Source organism: Croceibacterium segetis, assembly GCF_011320115.1.
GTDB lineage: Bacteria > Pseudomonadota > Alphaproteobacteria > Sphingomonadales > Sphingomonadaceae > Croceibacterium_B > Croceibacterium_B segetis.
Genome location: NZ_JAANOZ010000002.1, coordinates 139,225 through 157,816, shown reverse-complemented (window position 1 = coordinate 157,816; position 18,592 = coordinate 139,225). Strand labels below are relative to the sequence as shown.

15 protein-coding genes and 2 tRNA genes are annotated in these 18,592 nt (G+C 68.4%); 8 read left to right on the top strand and 9 right to left on the bottom strand.

Annotation, left to right across the window (positions count from 1 at the left end):
• Positions 1-166 precede the first annotated feature (166 nt).
• From G7B69_RS02575 to G7B69_RS02545, 7 genes are all read left to right on the top strand, one after another.
• Entirely contained in the window at positions 167-892 is a 726-nt protein-coding gene (locus tag G7B69_RS02575; protein ID WP_243414998.1) for a hypothetical protein, read from the top strand.
• The gene (locus G7B69_RS02570) at positions 843-2,486 is read left to right on the top strand and encodes a DUF6504 family protein (protein ID WP_207785932.1); all 1,644 of its coding nucleotides are present in this window, start codon (positions 843-845) and stop codon (positions 2,484-2,486) included. The genes G7B69_RS02575 and G7B69_RS02570 overlap by 50 nt, the downstream gene beginning before the upstream one ends.
• Positions 2,487-2,769: 283 nt before the next feature.
• On the top strand, positions 2,770-3,399 hold the full coding sequence (locus tag G7B69_RS02565) for a UdgX family uracil-DNA binding protein (RefSeq protein ID WP_166175791.1): 630 nt from the start codon (positions 2,770-2,772) through the stop codon (positions 3,397-3,399).
• A 1-nt stretch (position 3,400) separates the two neighbouring features.
• Positions 3,401-6,985 carry an error-prone DNA polymerase gene (locus tag G7B69_RS02560; RefSeq protein WP_166175789.1) on the top strand — a complete coding sequence of 1,195 codons (3,585 nt, stop codon included), beginning with the start codon at positions 3,401-3,403 and terminating at the stop codon, positions 6,983-6,985.
• 23 nt (positions 6,986-7,008) lie between these two features.
• A complete protein-coding gene (locus G7B69_RS02555) occupies positions 7,009-7,641 on the top strand; it encodes a LysE family translocator (RefSeq protein ID WP_166175787.1) in 633 nt (210 codons plus the stop codon).
• 120 nt (positions 7,642-7,761) lie between these two features.
• Positions 7,762-8,388 carry a DUF47 domain-containing protein gene (locus G7B69_RS02550; protein ID WP_243414997.1) on the top strand — a complete coding sequence of 209 codons (627 nt, stop codon included), beginning with the start codon at positions 7,762-7,764 and terminating at the stop codon, positions 8,386-8,388.
• Positions 8,389-8,394: 6 nt separating this feature from the next.
• Positions 8,395-9,393 carry an inorganic phosphate transporter gene (locus G7B69_RS02545; protein WP_166175783.1) on the top strand — a complete coding sequence of 333 codons (999 nt, stop codon included), beginning with the start codon at positions 8,395-8,397 and terminating at the stop codon, positions 9,391-9,393.
• 10 nt (positions 9,394-9,403) lie between these two features.
• On the opposite strand, the gene phoB is transcribed toward G7B69_RS02545, so the two are convergent.
• The 9 genes from phoB to recJ form a co-directional block, all read right to left on the bottom strand.
• Positions 9,404-10,096 carry a phosphate regulon transcriptional regulator PhoB gene (gene phoB, locus G7B69_RS02540; RefSeq protein ID WP_166175781.1) on the bottom strand — a complete coding sequence of 231 codons (693 nt, stop codon included), beginning with the start codon at positions 10,094-10,096 and terminating at the stop codon, positions 9,404-9,406.
• Between the two features lie 60 nt (positions 10,097-10,156).
• Entirely contained in the window at positions 10,157-10,837 is a 681-nt protein-coding gene (gene phoU / locus G7B69_RS02535) for a phosphate signaling complex protein PhoU (RefSeq protein WP_166175779.1), read from the bottom strand.
• Positions 10,834-11,613, bottom strand: coding sequence for a phosphate ABC transporter ATP-binding protein PstB (gene pstB / locus G7B69_RS02530; RefSeq protein ID WP_166175777.1), 780 nt, complete (start codon positions 11,611-11,613; stop codon positions 10,834-10,836). Before pstB ends, phoU begins: the two co-directional genes overlap by 4 nt.
• Positions 11,607-12,854: a phosphate ABC transporter permease PstA gene (gene pstA / locus G7B69_RS02525; RefSeq protein WP_166175775.1), complete on the bottom strand. Its 1,248-nt coding sequence runs from the start codon at positions 12,852-12,854 to the stop codon at positions 11,607-11,609. The genes pstB and pstA overlap by 7 nt, the downstream gene beginning before the upstream one ends.
• Positions 12,847-14,226, bottom strand: a complete 1,380-nt coding sequence (gene pstC, locus G7B69_RS02520; RefSeq protein ID WP_166175773.1) for a phosphate ABC transporter permease subunit PstC — start codon at positions 14,224-14,226, stop codon at positions 12,847-12,849. Before pstC ends, pstA begins: the two co-directional genes overlap by 8 nt.
• Positions 14,227-14,302: 76 nt before the next feature.
• Entirely contained in the window at positions 14,303-15,502 is a 1,200-nt protein-coding gene (locus tag G7B69_RS02515) for a sensor histidine kinase (RefSeq protein ID WP_166175771.1), read from the bottom strand.
• Positions 15,503-15,578: 76 nt separating this feature from the next.
• Positions 15,579-15,653 (bottom strand) — tRNA-Glu (locus G7B69_RS02510).
• 27 nt (positions 15,654-15,680) lie between these two features.
• A tRNA-Glu gene (locus G7B69_RS02505) sits at positions 15,681-15,755 on the bottom strand.
• Between the two features lie 74 nt (positions 15,756-15,829).
• Positions 15,830-17,611 (bottom strand): single-stranded-DNA-specific exonuclease RecJ, encoded by a 1,782-nt coding sequence (gene recJ, locus G7B69_RS02500; RefSeq protein ID WP_166175769.1) that lies wholly within the window; start codon positions 17,609-17,611, stop codon positions 15,830-15,832.
• Between the two features lie 183 nt (positions 17,612-17,794).
• Here recJ and G7B69_RS02495 point away from each other — a divergent pair, with 183 nt between their 5' ends.
• Entirely contained in the window at positions 17,795-18,589 is a 795-nt protein-coding gene (locus tag G7B69_RS02495; RefSeq protein ID WP_166175767.1) for a hypothetical protein, read from the top strand.
• Positions 18,590-18,592 lie beyond the last annotated feature (3 nt).

Here is an 18,592-nt window from a genome sequence, read left to right as displayed (position 1 = left end):
GACGGCCCCTACGCGCGTGACGAACGCGTCTCGTGCATCGTGTCTAAACAACGGCTTGCCGCGGTGCGCGGTTCCCGCCGGCCGCGTCGAAACGGACGGCCCATGCGACGATTGCGAATCGGAACGAAGGGGAACATAAAGCGAACATAGGAGTCGATTCGCTGTCATGGACCTGTCCGCTTTCATCAAGGCCGGAGAGCTTGCCCCGCTGGGCGAGCGGGCCCTGAAACACTCTGGGCGCTGGCGCCCGGGGCTTGGCGGTGCGCGGCACAGCGAGGTCTTCGCGTCGGCGCGCGAGGCGAGCGGGGCAGCCGCGGCGCTGGCGCTGGCGATGGACGGGCTGGAGCTGGGCCAGCGCTCGGTGCTGTGGGTGCAGGACACTGCCGCGCTGCGCCTCGGCGGGCGGCCCTATCGCCCCGGCTTACCGGAGCCGCTGCGCCACCGGCTGATCCACGTCGCCGCCAGGACGCCCGAGGACCTGCTGTTCGCGCTCGAGGAAGGGGTGCGCTGCCGCGACCTGGCGTTCGTGATCGGCGAGCTGGCGGGCAACCCCAAGGCGCTCGACTTCACCGCCTCGCGCCGGCTCAGCCTTGCGGCCGAGAAGCACGGCGTGCCGCTGGTGCTGGTGCGGCTCGACGCGGCGCGCGACCTGGGCTCGGCGCGGATGCGCTGGCAGGTGCGCTCGGCGCCATCGCTTGGCCCGCGCTGGAACCCCTTCGCGCCGGGCCCGCCGCGCTGGCAGGCCGAGCTGTTCCGCGCCCGCGGCCATACCCCTGGAGAATGGATCCTGCGCGATGACGGACACGTCCTCGCCGCCGATCGCATTGCCCCCGCGCCGGATCATGGCGATCTGGCTTTTGCGGCTGGCGATCGATCGCTGGCGGCTGGCTGAAGGCTGCACGGCGGGGGAGGGCGCCGACGCCGAACCCTGGGTGCTCACCGCCGAGACCGCGCACGGGCCGCGGATCGAAGCGGCGAACCAGGCCGGGCTTGCGGCGGGAGCGCGGCCGGGCATGCGGCTCGCCGATGCGCGGGCGCTGTGCCCCGGGCTGAAGGTCGCGCCGAGCGATCCGGCGGGCGACCTTGCGTTCCTTGCAAGCCTCGCCCTGTGGGCGCAGCGTTGGGGGCCGTGGAGCGCGCTCGATGCGCCCGACGCCCTGCTGGTCGACGTCAGCGCGGTCGGGCACTTGTTCGGCGGCGAGACGCCGCTTCTCGCCGATGCGCAGGCGGCGTTCGCCAAGCGCGGCCTGGCCGCACGCCTCGCCATCGCCCCGACCGCGGGCGCCGCCTGGGCGCTGGCGCACTTCGGGCCGGGGAGGGCGATTCTTGCCAATCCTCCCCGGGACGGGGAGGGGGACCGTGCGCAGCGCGGTGGAGGGGGTTCGCCGCACGCACCGCCGCTCGAGGACGAGAACCCCCTCCGTCAGCCCTGCGGGCTGCCACCTCCCCGTCCCGGGGAGGATATGCTCGCCAACCTCCCCGTCGCCGCGCTCAGGCTCGACGACGACGTGCTCACCGTGCTGCGCCGCCTCGGGCTCAAGCGGCTTGGCCAGCTCCACACGATCGGCCGCGACGCGCTGCACCGGCGTTTCCGCAGCCGCTCGCCCGAAGCCAATCCGCTGCTCCGGCTCGACCAGCTGCTCGGCCGTGCGCCCGAGCCGCTGCTGCCGGTCGTCGCCACGCCCGATCCGCTGGTCCAGCGGCGGCTGATGGAACCGATCCGCCACCGTGCGCTGCTCGACCGGGTGCTCGGCGACCTTGCCGCCGACATGGCGCGCGAGCTCGAAGGCAAGGCGCAAGGAGCGCGGCGGCTCGAGCTGGGCCTCTGGCGGGTCGACGGCGAGGTCATCGTCCGCCGCCTCGAATTCGCCGCCGCGACGCGCGACCCGGCGCATATCGCCCGGCTGTTCGCCGGCAAGCTCGACGACGTCGACGCCGGCTTCGGCATCGAGTTGCTGCGCCTCAGGGCCAGCTGGACCGAGGCTCTGCCGCTGGCGCAAGCCGACTTCGAGGCCGCCGCCGAAGCGCACGGCACCAGCCTCGCCGAATGCGTCGACCGGCTGACCGTGCGGCTCGGCGAGAGGGCCGTGCGCCGCCCGGTCGCTTACCCCAGCCATATCCCCGAGCGCGCCCAGCGCTGGCAGCCCCCGCTCGCGCCCGAACCGGCGAGCCAGGGGCAACTCGCTTTCCACCAGCGTCCCTTGAAGCTGCTCGACCGCGCGGAGGCGATCGCGGTGCTCTACGCGACCCCCGACGGTTTCCCGCAGCGCTTCCGCTGGCGCGGGCAGGTCCACGAAGTCGCCCGCGTCGAGGGCCCCGAGCGCATCGCGCCCGAATGGTGGCGCGAGAAATCGACCGTGCGGCTGCGCGACTATTACCGGATCGAGGACGGCGAGGGCCGCCGCTACTGGATCTATCGCCACGGTCTCGTGGGCGACGGGCGCGGCGGGCCGCCCGAATGGTTCCTGCAGGGGCTGTGCGCCTGACAGGGTGACACTTTACGGACCCTGTCACCCTGTTAGAAAACAGTTATACGTTGAAAATCAATATGTAACGTGAGTTCGACAGGGTGACACTCTTCCAACCGAAAACACCTCGCGGGACTCGAGAAAACCGAAAAACCGACGATTCGAAAGAGCAGGCCGACCATGTCACAGGTTGCCCGCTGTAGGAAAGCAATTTAGAACATATCAGGAACAATTCGAGTCGCTCGAACCTCTCCTTGCGCCCGCGCGTTGGAAGATCGGGCGCAATTACACGAGACCCAGGATGGCCAAGGACCTGCCCGACGCCGGAAAACCGCCCGCCACGCTGGCGGGGATCGAGAAGGCGATCCACGAATGCCGCCGCTGCCCGATCGGCTTCCTCGAAAACCAGGCGGTGATGGGCGAGGGGCTGAAGAAATCGGCGCTGATGGTCGTCGGCGAGCAGCCGGGCGAGCAGGAAGACCTCGCCGGCAAGCCGTTCGTCGGCCCCTCGGGGCAATTGCTCGATCGCTACCTGGTCGAGGCCGGGATCGACCGGCGGCAGGTCTACGTCACCAACGCGGTCAAGCACTTCAAGTTCGTCTGGCGCGGCAAGCGGCGGCTGCACCAGTCGCCCACCGGCAAGGAGATCGACATCTGCCGCTTCTGGCTCGACGGCGAGCTGGCGATCGTCCAGCCGAAAATCGTGCTCGCGCTCGGCGGCAGCGCCGCACGCGGGGTCCTCGGCAAGTCGGTGACGATCTCGAAAACGCGCGGCCACCCCTTGCCGCAGGAGCACGGCCCCGAGGTGTGGGTCACTGCGCACCCTTCGTACCTCCTGCGCCTCAAGGACGAGATGAAGGAACAGCAGGAACGCCTGTTCCGCGCCGACCTCGCCGCCGTGGCCGAGCGGCTGGGGGAGCTGGCGGAGTGAGATGCCCGAAACCCCGCTCACTCCCGACAAGCGCCGGATCAAGATCGATCCCGACACGATAGCCGCGCCGCCGCGCGCAGCGTTCGTCGAGCTCGGGCTGGTCAGCTGCTTCACGTTCCTGCGCGGCGCGTCGGATGCGGTCGATCTGGCGCTGACCGCGCGCGAGCTCGGCTACGATGCGATCGGCATTGCCGATGCCAACTCGATGGCCGGAGTGGTTCGCATTCACACCGAGGCCAAGACGCTGAAATTGCGCCCGCTGATCGGCTGCCGGATCGAGACCGTCGAGGGCTTTGCTTTCCTTGCCTACCCGACCGACCGCGCGGCTTATGGGCGGCTGTGCCGGCTGATCTCGGCCGGGCGGATGGGCACGCTCGACGGCGGGTGGCAGGCAAAGGGGGTATGCGAGATTTCGCTCCGCATGCTGGCGGAGCATGCCGAGGGTGTGCAGCTGGTGCTGCTGCCGCCGGCGGACCTCGATGCGGAATTCACGATCGAGGTGGAAAGCAACGTCATTCCGTTTCCTCACCGCGGTCAGCTCCTTCGAGACGCCACTTCGACAAGCTCAGTGGCTCCTCAGGATGAGCGGCCTTTTTCCCCATTCGCTCATCCTGAGGAGAGGCTGAGCGAAGCGCCGCAGGCGCGCAGTCGAAGTGGCGTCTCGAAGGACGCTGAACTGGCCGCGGCGTTCGCCGACATCCTGCCGCATCTAACGCAGCAGCTCCCCACGCTGCGCCACCTCGCCGCATCGTATCTTTATGCCGGCGACGACACCGCCCGGATCGACCGGCTCGACGCCCTCGCCCAGGCGAACGGGCTCGTGCTGCTCGCCACCAACGACGTGCATTATCATGCGCCCGAGCGGCGGCCGTTGCAGGACGTGATGACCGCGATCCGCCACAAGACCACCGTCGCGGCGGCCGGGCACTTGCTGCACGCCAATGCCGAGCGGCACCTCAAGTCTCCGCAAAAGATGCAGCGGCTGTTCGCCCGCTGGCCGCACGCCATCGAGGCTTCTCGCGCGGTGGCCGACGCGTGCGCCTTCAGCCTCGACGAGCTGAAATACGAGTACCCGCAAAAGGGCTACCCCGAAGGGCTGACGGCGGATCAGTACCTCGCGCAGAAGACCTGGGAAGGGGCGGAATGGCGCTATCCCGAAGGCGTCCGCGCCGACGTGAAGGCGACGCTCAGGCGCGAGCTGGCGCTGATCGGCAAGCTGAACATCGCGCCGTACTTCCTGACCATCAAGGAGATCGTCGACTTCGCCCGCGCGCAGGAGCCGCCGATCCTGTGCCAGGGGCGCGGCAGCGCGGCCAATTCAGCAGTGTGCTTCTGCCTCGGCATCACCGAGGTCGACCCGGCCGAGCACCAGCTGCTGTTCGACCGCTTCATTTCCGAGGAGCGCAGCGAGCCGCCCGACATCGACGTCGATTTCGAGCACGAACGGCGCGAGGAGGTGATCCAGCACATCTACCAAGAATACGGCCGCGACCGCGCCGGCCTGTGCGCCACGGTGATTCACTACCGCCCGCGCATGGCGATCCGCGAGGTCGGCAAGGCGATGGGGCTCAGCGAGGACGTGACCGCGATGCTTGCCCGCACCGTGTGGGGCGGCCACGGCGATGCCATCGACGAGGACTACGTCCGCCGCGAAACCGGCCTCGACCTCAGCGATCCGCACTTGCGCCGCGTGCTCAAGCTGACCGAGCAGATGATCGGCATGCCGCGGCACCTCAGCCAGCATGTCGGCGGCTTCATCCTGACCGACAAGCTGCTGACCGAAACGGTGCCGATCGGCAACGGGGCGATGCCCGAGCGCAGCTTCATCGAGTGGGACAAGGACGACATCGACGATCTCGGCATCTTCAAGGTCGACGTGCTCGCGCTGGGCATGCTTACCTGCATCAGGAAGGCGCTCGACCTGCTCGAGAAACACCACGGCCGGGCGCTGACCCTGGCGACCGTGCCCCAGGAGGACCCGGCGGTCTACGACATGCTCTGCAAGGGCGATTCGGTCGGCGTGTTCCAGGTCGAGAGCCGGGCGCAGATGAACATGCTGCCGCGCCTGCGTCCCCGCGAGTTCTACGACCTGGTGGTCGAGGTGGCGATCGTCCGCCCCGGGCCGATCCAGGGCGACATGGTCCATCCCTACCTCAAGGCGCGCAAGGCGCAGCGCGAAGGCAAGGCGCAGCTCGCGCTGCCCGGGCCGTCGCCCGAACATGGCCCACCCGACGAGCTGTCGTCGATCCTCGGGCGCACGTACGGCGTGCCGATCTTCCAGGAGCAGGCGATGAAGATCGCCCTCGACGCGGCCCAGTTCACCCCGACCGAGGCCAACCGGCTGCGCAAGGCGATGGCAACCTTCCGCAGCCGCGGGATGGTCCACGAGCACGAGGAGCGGATGGTCGGGCGGATGGTCGAGCGCGGCTACGATCCCGAGTTCGCCGCGCGCTGCTTCAACCAGATCAAGGGTTTCGGCGAATACGGCTTCCCGGAAAGCCACGCGGCCAGCTTCGCGCACCTGGTCTACGTTTCGAGCTGGCTCAAATGCCATTACCCGGCCGCCTTCGCCGCCGCGCTGCTCAATTCCCAGCCGATGGGGTTCTACGCCCCGGCGCAAATCGTCCGCGACGCGGCCGAGCATGGGGTGACGGTGCTGCCGGCGGACGTGAATTTCTCGGAGTGGGATTGCACTCTGGAGGAGGGGGAAGGGGGCGTCGCCTTGCGCCTCGGGCTGCGCCAGGTTGATGGACTGCCCGAGCACGTCGCCGCGCAACTGGTCGCGGCGCGGCAGGCGGGCGGGCTTTATCGCGATGTCGTCGAGTTGCGCGACCGGGCGCGACTGCCGCCCTCGCACATCGAGCGCCTCGCCGCGGCCGACTGCTTCTCCTCGCTGCCGCTGCGCCGCCGCCAGGCGCTATGGGACGCGCGTACCTTGCTGGGCGCGCCCGAGTTGCCGCTGTTCGCCGCCGCGCGTGAGCGCGACGAGGGTGCCGAGCCGGCGCTCACGAAGCTGCCGGTGATGCCGCTGTCGGAGGAAGTCATCGCCGACTACCAGACCCAGCGCCTGAGCCTGAAGGCCCATCCGATGAGCTTCCTGCGCGCCTCGCTGGCTGAGCGCGGCTTTGTCTGCGCGGCCGATCTCCAGCGCCGCAAGCACCGTTCGATGATCAACCTCGCCGGGGTAGTGCTGATCCGCCAGCGCCCGGGGTCGGCCAAGGGCGTGGTGTTCATCACCCTCGAGGACGAGACCGGCGTCGCCAACCTGGTGATCTGGCCCGACACGATGGAGAAGTATCGCCGGGTCGTGATGGGCGCGCGGCTGATCGAAGTGCGCGGGCGGGTCGAGGCCGACGAAGGGGTGATCCACGTGATCGCCGCGCACCTGGTCGACGCGACCGGGGAGCTCAACCGGCTTTCCGACGACCTGCTGCAACCGGCGCTGGCGCACGGCGATCATGCAGGGCCGCACGGTCCGCCGGTTCCCGAGCGCTGGCAACCACCCGGCCCGGAAGAGCGCCAGACCTTCCACCACGGCCACCCGCGTGACGTGCGGATCATTCCCAAGTCGCGCGATTTCCACTAGCGGCGCCGGGCCAGGGAGGGACGATGATCGACGCCGAAAAGCTTGCCGCCTTCGCGCTGGTATCGGGGATGACCAGCGTGGTCCCCGGCCCGTCGATGCTGTTCGTCATGGGTCAGGCGATGTGGCGCGGCACCCGCTCCGGGGCGACGGCGCTGGCCGGGGTGCAGATTGGCTACATCGGATGGTGGATCCTCGCCGCGCTCGGGCTCGGCACGCTCGCGGCGGCGTTCCCGCTGGCGTTTCGCGCGCTGGCGATCGGCGGCGCGCTCTATCTCGGCTGGCTCGGCGCGCAGGCCCTGCGCCACGCCGGAGCGGGCGCCGGGGAGGGCCGCGAACCCGCGCGCAAGCCCTCGCCCCACGCCTTCCGCGACGGCGTGTTCGTCGCGCTGAGCAATCCCAAGGCGCTGATCTACATCGTCGCGCTGCTGCCGCCGTTCGTCGACCGACATGAGCCCATCGTGCCGCAACTCGTGCTGCTCGCGGCCGTGGCGATAGCGATCGACGTGGCGCTCGGCGCGCTCTACGTCGGCGCCGGGAGCCGTCTCTCGGCAGCGATGGCGCGCCCGCGGACCCGCATGTGGCTGGACCGCGCGGTGGGCACGATTTTCGTCGTCATCGGCCTGGCCATTCTCGGCGAACTGGTCCTCACAACCTGAGCCCCCGCGCAGGCCTGTGCACGGCCTTTCGCGTATGGTTGCGTCGAGGTCGCAGATCGGCCATCGGCGATTGTGACAGGGGGATGTCAGGAGGCTCGTGTGCTCGACTGGTTTCGTCGCATGATTCCGCAATCGGGCGATTTCTTCACGCTGTTCGAACGACACTCGGCGGCGTGCGTCGCCGCGGCCACGGCGCTCGCCAAGCTGACCAAGGGTGAAGGCGATACCGAACAGCTCTGCGCCGAGATCCAGGATCGCGAGCACGACGCCGATAACATTATCCGCCACGTGCTCAGCGAGGTCCGCAAGACCTTCCTCACGCCGTTCGATCGCGGCGCGATCATCGCGCTGATCGGCGCGATGGACGACACCATCGACGAGATCCACGCCTGCGCCTCGGCGATCTCGCTGTACGATTTTTCCGACTTCGAGCCCGAAATGAAGGAAATGGCCGAGAGGGTGCTCGTCGCGGTGCGAATGATCGACCAGGGCCTGCCGCTGCTGCGCGACGTCACCCGCAACGGCGACGAGCTGCATGAGCTGACCTCGCAAGTCGTCCGCATCGAGGGCGAGGTCGACGTGATCCACGACCGCGGCCTGAAGTCCAATTACGCGCGCGCCAAGGCCAGCGGCGACACCCTGCGGTTCATGGTCGGGCGCGAGATCTACAAGCACCTCGAGCGCATTTCCGACGAGTTCGAGGACGTCGCCAACCAGATCGACGGCATCGTCGTCGATCACGCCTGAGGGCGCGTGCACGAAATCGCCTTTCCGCTGCTGGTCGCGCTGGTGGCGCTGGCGCTGGCGTTCGACTTCCTCAACGGCCTGCACGACGCCGCCAACTCGATCGCCACGGTGGTGTCCACCCAGCTGCTTTCGCCGGTCGTGGCGGTGGCTTTCGCCGCGGTCGGCAATTTCCTCGCCTACTGGATCGTCGGGCTGCACGTCGCCAGGACGGTCGGCTCGGGCATCATCGACAAGGACGTGGTGACCCCCGCGGTCGTCTTCGGGGCGCTCGGCGGGGCGATGGTGTGGAACGTGCTGACCTGGATCAAGGGGCTGCCGTCGTCGTCCAGCCACGCTCTGATCGGAGGACTGCTGGGCGCCGGCATCGCGCACAGCGGCTTCAGCGCGGTCGAGAGCGCGGGCACGAGCAAGACGATGATCGCCATCGTGCTTTCGCCGATGATCGGTTTCGCGATCGCCATGCTGCTTATGCTGCTTACCAGCGTCCTGTTCCAGCGCACGCCCCCCGCGCGGGCAAACAGCGCTTTCAAGGCATTGCATCTCGTCTCCTCGGCCGCCCAATCGATCAGCCACGGAGGCAACGACGCGCAGAAGACGATGGGCGTGATCGCCGTGCTGCTTTACTCGACCGGGCATCTCCAAGGCGAGTTCCATGTACCCGAGTGGGTCGTGCTGAGCTGCTATGCGGCGATGTCGCTCGGCACGCTGTCGGGAGGTTGGCGAATCATTCGCACGATGGGCACGCGGCTGACGCGGCTCAACCACCACTCGGGCTTCTGCGCCTCCACGGCCAGCTCGATCGTGCTGTTCGGGGCCAGCGCGTTCGGCATTCCGGTGTCGACGACGCACGCGATCACCGGCAGCGTGGTCGGGACCGGGGCGGCGCGCCGGTCGAGCGCGGTGCGCTGGAGCGTGGCCAGCCGGGTGGTCATCGCCTGGTTCGTAACCATTCCGGCAAGCGGCGCGGTCGCCGCGCTGTTTTACCTGCTGACCACGCTGTTTTGACGCGTTCGGCTCAGGTGACCGGCTCGAGCGCGTAGCCGGCCGAGCGAACCGTACGGATCGGATCGCGCGCGGCCTCGGCCTCGATCGCCTTGCGCAGCCGGCGGATGTGCACGTCGACCGTACGCTCCTCGACCTCGCTACCGTTGCCCCATACCGCGTCGAGCAACTGCGCGCGCGAGAACACCCGCCTCGGGTGCTCCATGAAGAACACCAGCAAGCGATACTCGGTCGGCCCGAGCTTGAGCATGTGCCCGGCGCGCTCGACGCGGTGTGCCACCGGGTCGAGCCGCAAGTCGCCGACCTCGATCGTTTCGCCGGCGAGCGCCGGGCGCACCCGGCGCAGCACCGCGGAAACGCGGGCGAGCAACTCGCGCGGGGAGAACGGCTTGGTGATGTAGTCGTCGGCGCCGGTGTCGAGCCCGCGGATACGGTCGTCCTCGGCCTCGCGGGCGGTCAGCATGATGATCGGCACGTGCTCGGTGCCCTTGCCCCGGCGCAGGCGGCGCAGCACCTCGATCCCGCTGGTGCCCTCGATCATCCAGTCGAGGATCACGACGTCGGGTGCATCTTCTAGTGCCATTTCGAGCGCTTCGTCGCCGTCGCCCGTCATGCGAACGTCGTATCCGGCCTGGAGGAAGCGATATTCGAGCAGCTCGGCGAGCGAGCTGTCGTCCTCGACAAGCAGAAGCTTGGGATTGCTCATGCGCCGCCTATGCGCGCGGGATTGTTGCAGCAGCGTGACAAGCGAATGTCAGCGAGGCGTTCATTCCTCGTCGTCGCCGTGTTCGGGCGGCAGCGTGCCCGTTGCCGCGTAGTGGACCATCTCGGCCACGTTGGTCGCGTGGTCACCGATGCGTTCGATGTTGCGGGCAATGAACAGCAATTGCGCCGCGCTGCTGATCGTTGCCGGGTTCTCGACCATGTGGCTGACGAGGTTGCGGAAGATGCTGTCGTAGAACGCGTCGACCTTGTCGTCGCGCTCGATGACTTCGCGCGCCAGCACCGGATCGCGCGCGGCGTAGGCGGTCAGCACGTCGTGGACCATCTCTACCGCGACGTCGGCCATAGCCGGGATCAGCGTCAGCGGTTCGAACCGCTTACGGCCCTCGATGCGGTTGGCGCGCTTCGCGATGTTCTTGGCGTAATCGCCGATCCGCTCGACCACGCCGGCGATCTTGAGCGCGGCAATCACCTCGCGCAGGTCGTCGGCCATCGGCGCGCGCAAGGCAATCACCCGGACCGCCAGCTCGTCGACTTCCTTCTCGAGCCGGTCGAGCTTCTTGTCGCGCTCGACCACCTGGCGGGCGAGGTCCTCGTCGCCGCTGACGAGCGCCTGCATCGCTTCCTGAACTGCCACTTCGGCCAGCCCGCCCATCTCGGCGATCAGGCCGCGCAAGTGGGTGATGTCCTCGTCGAACGCTTTGACCGTGTGTTCCGCCATCATCCGTACCTGCCTGTGATGTAATCCTTGGTGCGTTCCTCGCGCGGGTTGGTGAAGATCTGCGGGGTTTCCCCATACTCCACAATCTTGCCGAGGTGGAAGAACGCCGTCCGCTGCGACACGCGCGCGGCCTGCTGCATCGAGTGGGTGACGATGACGATCGCGTAGCGGGTGCGCAGCTCGTCGATCAGCTCCTCGATCCGCGCGGTGGCGATCGGGTCGAGCGCAGAGCACGGCTCGTCCATCAGGATGACCTCGGGCTGCACGGCGATCGCGCGGGCTATGCACAGCCGCTGCTGTTGCCCGCCCGAGAGCGCGGTTCCGGAGTCCGCCAGGCGGTCCTTGACCTCGTCCCACAGCCCCGCGCGGCGGAGCGACTTTTCGACGACCGCGTCGAGGTCGGCCTTGTTTTCGGCCAGGCCGTGGATGCGCGGGCCGTAAGCGATGTTCTCGTAGATCGACTTCGGAAAGGGGTTCGGCTTCTGGAACACCATCCCGACCCGCGCGCGCAGCTGCACCACGTCCATCTTCGAGCGGTAGATGTCCTCGCCGTCGAGCTCGATCATGCCCTCGACCCGGGCCGAGGGAATCGTGTCGTTCATCCGGTTGAGCGCGCGCAGGAAAGTCGACTTGCCGCAGCCCGAAGGGCCGATGAAAGCGGTGACGAGCTCGATCGGAACGTCGATCGAGACGTTGTCGATCGCCTGCTTGTCGCCGTAATAGACGGAGACGTCGCGGGCGCGGATCTTCACGGTGGGGGAGGTCGGTTCGGTCACCATCTCTTCTCGAAGCGGTTGCGCAGGATGATGGCAAGGCCGTTCATCACCAGCAGGAATACCAAAAGCACGATGATCGCCGCGCTCGTGCGCTCGACGAACCCGCGGTCGATCTCGTCGGACCACAGGAAGATCTGCACCGGCAGGACGGTGGCCGGATCGGTGAAGCCGCCCGGCGGCGTCGCTACGAAGGCGCGCATGCCGATCATCAGCAGCGGCGCCGTTTCGCCCAGCGCGCGGGCCATTCCGATGATCGTGCCGGTAAGGATGCCGGGCAGGGCGAGCGGCAGGACATGGTGGAAGACGACTTGCACCCGCGAAGCCCCGATCGCCAGCGCGCCTTCGCGAATGCTCGGCGGGACGGCTTTCACCGCATTCCGTCCGGCGATGACGATCACCGGCATCGTCATCAGCGCCAGTGTCATACCGCCGATCAGCGGCGCCGAGCGCAAGTTGGGGAACACGCCGAGGAACAGCGCGAGGCCGAGCAGGCCGAAGATGATCGATGGCACGGCGGCGAGGTTGTTGATCGAGACTTCGATGAGGTCGGTCCAGCGGTTCCGCGGCGCGTACTCCTCGAGATAGAGCGCCGCGAACACACCGATCGGGAATGCGATAAGGAGGGTCACCAGCATGGTCAGCATCGAGCCCTTGAGCGCGCCCCAGATGCCCGTCAGTTGCGGGTCGGTGGCGTCGGAGCGGGCCAGGAAACCGGCATCGAAACGATTGGCGAGCTTGCCTTGCGCCGAGAGGCGAGCGGCGAGCGGCTGCAAGTCGGCCTGGCCGGCGTGTGCGTAGGCGTTGGCGAGGTCGTCGCTCGCCGGCAGCCACAAGGTTGCCGTGCCGCCCAGGATCGAGGGGTGGGCGACGATCTTCCTCGCCGCGTCGCGCCAGCCGTTCGCGCCGAGTTGCTGGGCGCCGTCCTGGCCCAGCGCGGCCCGCGCGGCGAGGTCGATCGCCGACGGGAGCCCTTGCGCCTCGAGCGCCTGGGCCTTCTCCGTGTCGGTCTCGAGCGTGGGGTCCAGCGTGAGTCCGGCCTTGGCGAAATCGACCGGCACCGCCAGTTCGACCCTGGAGAAGCCGCTCACGCCGTTCCACGTCATCGTCACCAGCAGGAACAGCAGCACAGCGATCGAGAACAGGATCGCGCCGAGGCCGAGCGCCTTGAACCGCCGCTCGGCCGCGTAGCGCTTCCTGAGCCGTTTCTCGAATGCCGGCGATCGAGTGGGGTGCAGCTCACTCATAGGCTTCGCGGAACCGCTTCACGACGCGCAGGGCGACGATGTTGAGACCGAGGGTGATCAGGAACAGCACGAAACCCAGCGCGAACGCGGACAGCGTGGCCGGATGGTCGAAGCTGCCTTCGCCGGTGAGCATGGCGACGATCTGGTAGGTGACGGTGGTCATCGTCTTAAGCGGATTCGCGGTGAGGTTGGCGGTCGCCCCGGCGGCCATCACCACGATCATCGTCTCGCCGATCGCCCGGCTGATCGCCAGCATCACTCCTGCTACGATGCCCGGCAGCGCGGCCGGGACGAGGACCTTGCGGATCGTCTCGTTGGTCGTCGCGCCCATCGCCAGGCTGCCGTCGCGCATCGCCTGCGGCACCGCGGCGATGCTATCGTCGGCCATCGAGGAAACGAACGGGATGATCATCACACCCATCACCAGCCCGGCAGCGAGCGCGCTTTCACTCGAGGCGTTGGCGATGCCCAGCGCCGCCGCGGCGTCGCGGATCGCCGGAGCGACGGTGAGCGCGGCGAAATAGCCGTAAACCACCGTCGGCACCCCGGCGAGAATCTCGAGCGCGGGCTTGAGCCATTTGCGCCAGCGCGGGCCGGCATATTGCGTGAGGTAGATCGCGCTCATCAGCCCGAGCGGAATGGCGACGATCATGGCGATCACCGCGCCGATGTAGATCGTGCCCCAGAACAGCGGGATCGAGCCGTAGCGGCTCGGGTCGGCGGCGTCGCTCATCGGGTCGGGCGCCCAGTGGGTGCCGAACAGGAAATCGACCGGGTTGATCATGCCGAAGAAGCGCACGGTTTCGAACACCAGGCTGAAGAAGATCCCGAGGGTGGTCAGGATCGCCGCGAGCGAGGCGAGCAGCAGGCCCGCCATCACCGCGCGCTCGACCCGCGTGCGAGCCGCGAAGTCGGGCTTCAGGCGCAGGAACGCCCAGGCGCCGGAGAGCAGCGCCATGGCGAGCGTGACGAGAATGCCGATCAGGCGGTAGCGGCCGATCGCCTCGCGGAATGGTTCGACCAGCCCGGCCGCCTCAGGCGTGAACACGCCTCGCGCAGCGCCGAGCGCCACCGCGCGCGCCTCGCCCAGCATCATGTCGCGCTTCATGCCGAAGGGCGGCAGGTCGGCCGCCGCGGGGCTCGCCAGCACCGACTGCAGGGTCAACTGCGGCGCGATCGTGTTCCAGGCCACGACGAACAGCAGCACGGGAACGGCGATCCACAGCGCGACGTACCAGCCGTGGTAGGTCGGCAACGCGGCGATTCGCCCACCCGGCGCGGCGCGCTTGAAGCTCCACGCCCGCGCGCGCGCCGACAGCCAGCCGGCCAGGGCCAGGCCGAGCGCGAGCAGGAGCAGCGTGGCGCTGGACATGGTTCAGCGGGTTCCAGCCGGTCGGGGCGCGAATTTCGTCATGCTCGCGGTGCGGTGCAGGCCGAATATGACAGTTTCATGACAAACTCTCCGCGTCGGCGACAACGATAGGCAAGCGGACGGTGACGGTGGTGCCTTCGCCTTGTCTGCTGGCAATGTCGAGCCGTCCGCGATGGCGCTCGACGATGTGCTTGACGATCGCCAGGCCGAGCCCCGTTCCGCCTGCCGCACGGCTGCGTCCGGGGTCGGTGCGATAGAACCGGCGAGTGAGATGAGGCAAGTGCTCGGCGGCGATTCCCTCGCCGTGATCGCGAACCTCGATCGCCGCCATGTCGCGCTCGCCGCGCGCCAGGCCGACCTCGACTGATTGCTTCGGATCGCCATATTTGAAGGCGTTGTCGACGAGATTGCGGACCACCTGTTCGAGCTGCTCGCTGTCGCCGCGGACGGTGATCGGCGCGCTATCTCTGGCGATGACGAGGCGCTCAATCCGCTCGGGCCCCGCACCATCGCGCGCGGCGCGTTCGACCAGCGCGCCCAGCTCGACCGTCTCTCGCGGCTGGTCATGCTTCTCCGCCTCGACGCGCGAGAGCGACATCAGGTCGCTGACGAGGCTTTGCAGCCGTTTCGCCTCGCGCAGCACGGTGTCGAGAAACCTTGCCGCCATTTGCGGGTCGGCCTTGTCGCCTTCCTCGGCCAGCGTTTCGACATAGCCGATGATCGAGGCCAGCGGCGTGCGCAGCTCGTGGCTGGCGTTGGCGACGAAGTCGGTGTGCGCGCGGCTGATATCGGCCTCGGCGGTGCGGTTGATCAGCTCGACCAGCCAATATCGCCCGTCGATCGGCTGGCGGGTCATCTGCCACGAACTGCGCGGGCCGGTGAGGCCTTGCACGGTGACGCTGCCTCCTTCCCGTCGGCCGAGGAGGTCGACCGCCGCCGGATGGCGGAAGGCGACCCGGGCATCCTGCCCGAGGATGTGCTTTCCGAGCACCTCGCGCGCTTCGGCATTGGCGATGACGATGCGGCTGTCGTCGAGCAGCAGCAGCGGCATCCCGGAATGCTCGATGAGCTCGCGCATGCCGTCACGGGTGAGTTGCATGCCGTCGACCTGCGGAGCGGCGGTTTGCGGCGCCGGCCTGAACAGGAGGATCGAGCCGATCCAGATCGCCGTGACCGCGAAGGCAATCCAGAAGTCGGTTCCGGCGATGAGCATGAAGAGGCCGGCGGCCAGCGCCAGGCCTATTGCTGGCCAGCGTATCGCTCGGCTCCCGTCCATCTCCCAGCGGATTAAACCGCGCGGGGAGGCCGCGCCACCCCGGCTGTAACCGAACTGTCATATTCGGGACGTTTTCTGGTGACCCCTACGGGAATCGAACCCGTGTTTCAGCCGTGAGAGGGCCGCGTCCTAACCGCTAGACGAAGGGGCCATGCCGAAAAGCATAGCGCACCACCGATGGTGACCCCAACGGGAATCGAACCCGTGTTTCAGCCGTGAAAGGGCCGCGTCCTAACCGCTAGACGATGGGGCCGCACCGATGGCGTGGCGGCGCACTTACGGGGGCCGGCGCGGGTGGTCAAGCCCGCCCGGCGCGAGGGGCAGGGATCAGTCGGCCCAGGCGGCGTCCTCAAGATGAAGCTCGGCTTGCGGACGGCTGCCCCAGTCGTCGATCTTGGCCCGTCCGGCGAGCCACAAACGGCGGCCGGAGGCGCCGTGAAGCAGCGCCTGACCCATCGGAGTCTCGGCCGCGCGAAAGGCGATCGCCTTGAAGCTGGCGCCGTCCTGGCCGCTGGCGATCAGGCGCACATGGTCGCTGCCGACCAGCTCGGCGCGTACCAGGCGCACCGGCCCGACGGCGACGCGCGGCGCCGGCCAGCCGACGCCAAACGGACCGGCGCTGTCGAGCAATTCGACCAGGCCGGGTGTAAGGCCGCCGGGGGCGAGCGACAGATCAAGCGAGACGACCCGCTCGGCCGAGGCGCGAGCGACCGCCGGCGCCAGCTGGGCATCGAGCCAGCTGGCGAATTCATCGAGCTTCGCCTCGTCGACCGTCAATCCAGCGGCCATCGCGTGCCCGCCACCAGCCACGAGCAGGCCCTTGTCCTTGGCTCCGATGATCGCCGCGCCAAGATCGACGCCGCTGATCGAACGGCCCGAGCCCTTGCCCTGGCCGCTTTCGCGATCGAGCGCGATGACCACGGCGGGCTTGCCGGTCTTCTCCTTGAGTCGGCCGGCGACGATGCCGATCACGCCGGGATGCCAGCCGTGCCCGGCTATCGTCAGCACCGCGCGGTTGTGCTGCGCGTCGACCTGCTCCTCGGCGGCCTGCTGCACCGCCGCTTCGATCGCCCGGCGCTCGTCGTTGAGTGTCGATAGCTGCTCGGCGATCGCCCGTGCCTCGTCGGGATCGTCGGTGGTGAGCAGGCGCACGCCGAGGCTTGCTTCGCCGACGCGGCCGCCGGCGTTGATCCGCGGCCCCAGCGCAAAGCCGCAGTCGCTGCAGCTCGGCGGCCGGGTGAGGCGGCTGGCGTCGATCAGCGCCGCCATGCCGACGTTCCGGCGCTGTGCCATGATCTTGAGCCCCTGGGCGACGAAGGCGCGGTTGAGCCCGCGGATCGCGGCGACGTCGGCGACGGTGCCGAGCGCGACGAGGTCGAGCAAGCCGAACAGGTCGGGCTCCGGCCGCTGGTCGAAGTACCCCTGCCGCCGCAGCGTGCGCACCACAGCCACGGCCAGGACGAACGCAACGCCCACGGCCGCCAGGTGGCCATGACCGGCAGCCTCGTCGCTTTCGTCGAGCCGGTTCGGGTTGACCAGAGCAAAGGCTCGCGGGAGTTCGGCGGCGCACTTGTGGTGATCGACGACGATCACGTCGATGCCGGCCTCATGGGCGGCGGCGAGGGCCTCGAACGCCATCGCACCGCAATCGACAGTGACGACCAGGCTCGAACCTTCGGTTCCCAGCCGCACGAGCGCTTCGCCGCTTGGGCCGTAGCCTTCGAGCAGGCGGTCCGGGATGTAAGCCCCGGCGTCGTGCCCGAGGGCGCGCAACAGCCGTATCAGCAGCGCCGCGCTGGTGGCGCCGTCCACGTCATAGTCGCCGAACACGGTGACCTGCTCGCCCGCGAGGATTGCCTGCGCGATGCGGTCGGCGGCCGAGTCCATGTCGCTGAAGATCGAGGGATCGGGCAGGAAACTCCGCAGGCTCGGCGCGCGATGAAGCGCCAGCTCCTCGCGAGGGATGCCACGACCGAGCAACAATTGGTCGACAATGTCATGCTCGAGCCCGCTCGTGCCGCCTCCGAGCGCCATGTTGCCGCCGCGCCAGCGCCAGGCCTTGCCTGACAGCGAATTGTCGACGCCGAACACCGCGTGGCTGGTTTCCATCAGCGGGAACTACCGCAAGCGGTTGATCGGCAAAAGAGTTCGGCGCCCGCTTTCGACAGATGCACGTGAGCAAGTGGCGCAACCTCCCAAAAAAAGACGCGTCCGATTCAGACACATCGCTTGGCCAAAGACTCGACCTAGGTCCAATTTGGTTCCACAGATTGGCCGGGAGTTTCAAAGGGCTTGGTCATTTCGCAGGGGCGGGAAATCGGTGCGGAAAATACGGGATCGGCGGTCTCGCTGCTGTTCGCGGCGGGGCGTCGGCCCGAAGCGGCCGCTATTCGCGATTTCGCCCAGAGGCACGGTGGATTCGCGATCAGTTTCGACCCATCGGTAGACCGCGCCACTGCCACCGCCCCAATCGATGACCAAGGTCAGGACTGGCTGGAGTTGCTGGCCAGCGGGCTGACATTCGACCTGGTCGGTCTGCGTCCCGGCCCGCCGTCCGAGCCGCCGCCGTGCGTGCATGCCTATGCACTTGCGGCCAATGCCGAGGCCGCCGGTCTGGAAGCGATCACCATGCGTCCGGGTCCGCACCTGGCCGGCGGTCACACGATGCTTCCGGTGGTTCGCTCACTGGCCTGGCTGGCCGCCACGCTCTCGGAGATCGAAGGGGTTGAGGCGGTCGCCTGGCAACCGGCGCGCAGCTGGTCCGGGCCCGCCTATTTTCGCGGCGGTGTCCTGCGCTGGATCGAAGGCGGGGTCTTCCCGGGACTCGGGCTGACGGCGCTGGCGGTCACGCCCGACGGGGGGATGCAGAGCGAAGGCTTGTCGCTGTTCGCCGGGCAGGACTTGCGGATCGAGCCCGAGCTGATGCTCGACAAGGCCGAGGGGGCGAAGATCGGCGTCCGGCTGATCGACTTCCTGGTCGAGGCGGGTCCGATCGACGCGCCCCAACGTGTGACGGGTCCCGACGGCCAGGCGCTGCGGCTCGAGCCTTCGGCCAATGGCCGCTTCATCCGGGTGTGGCGCGGTTAAGGC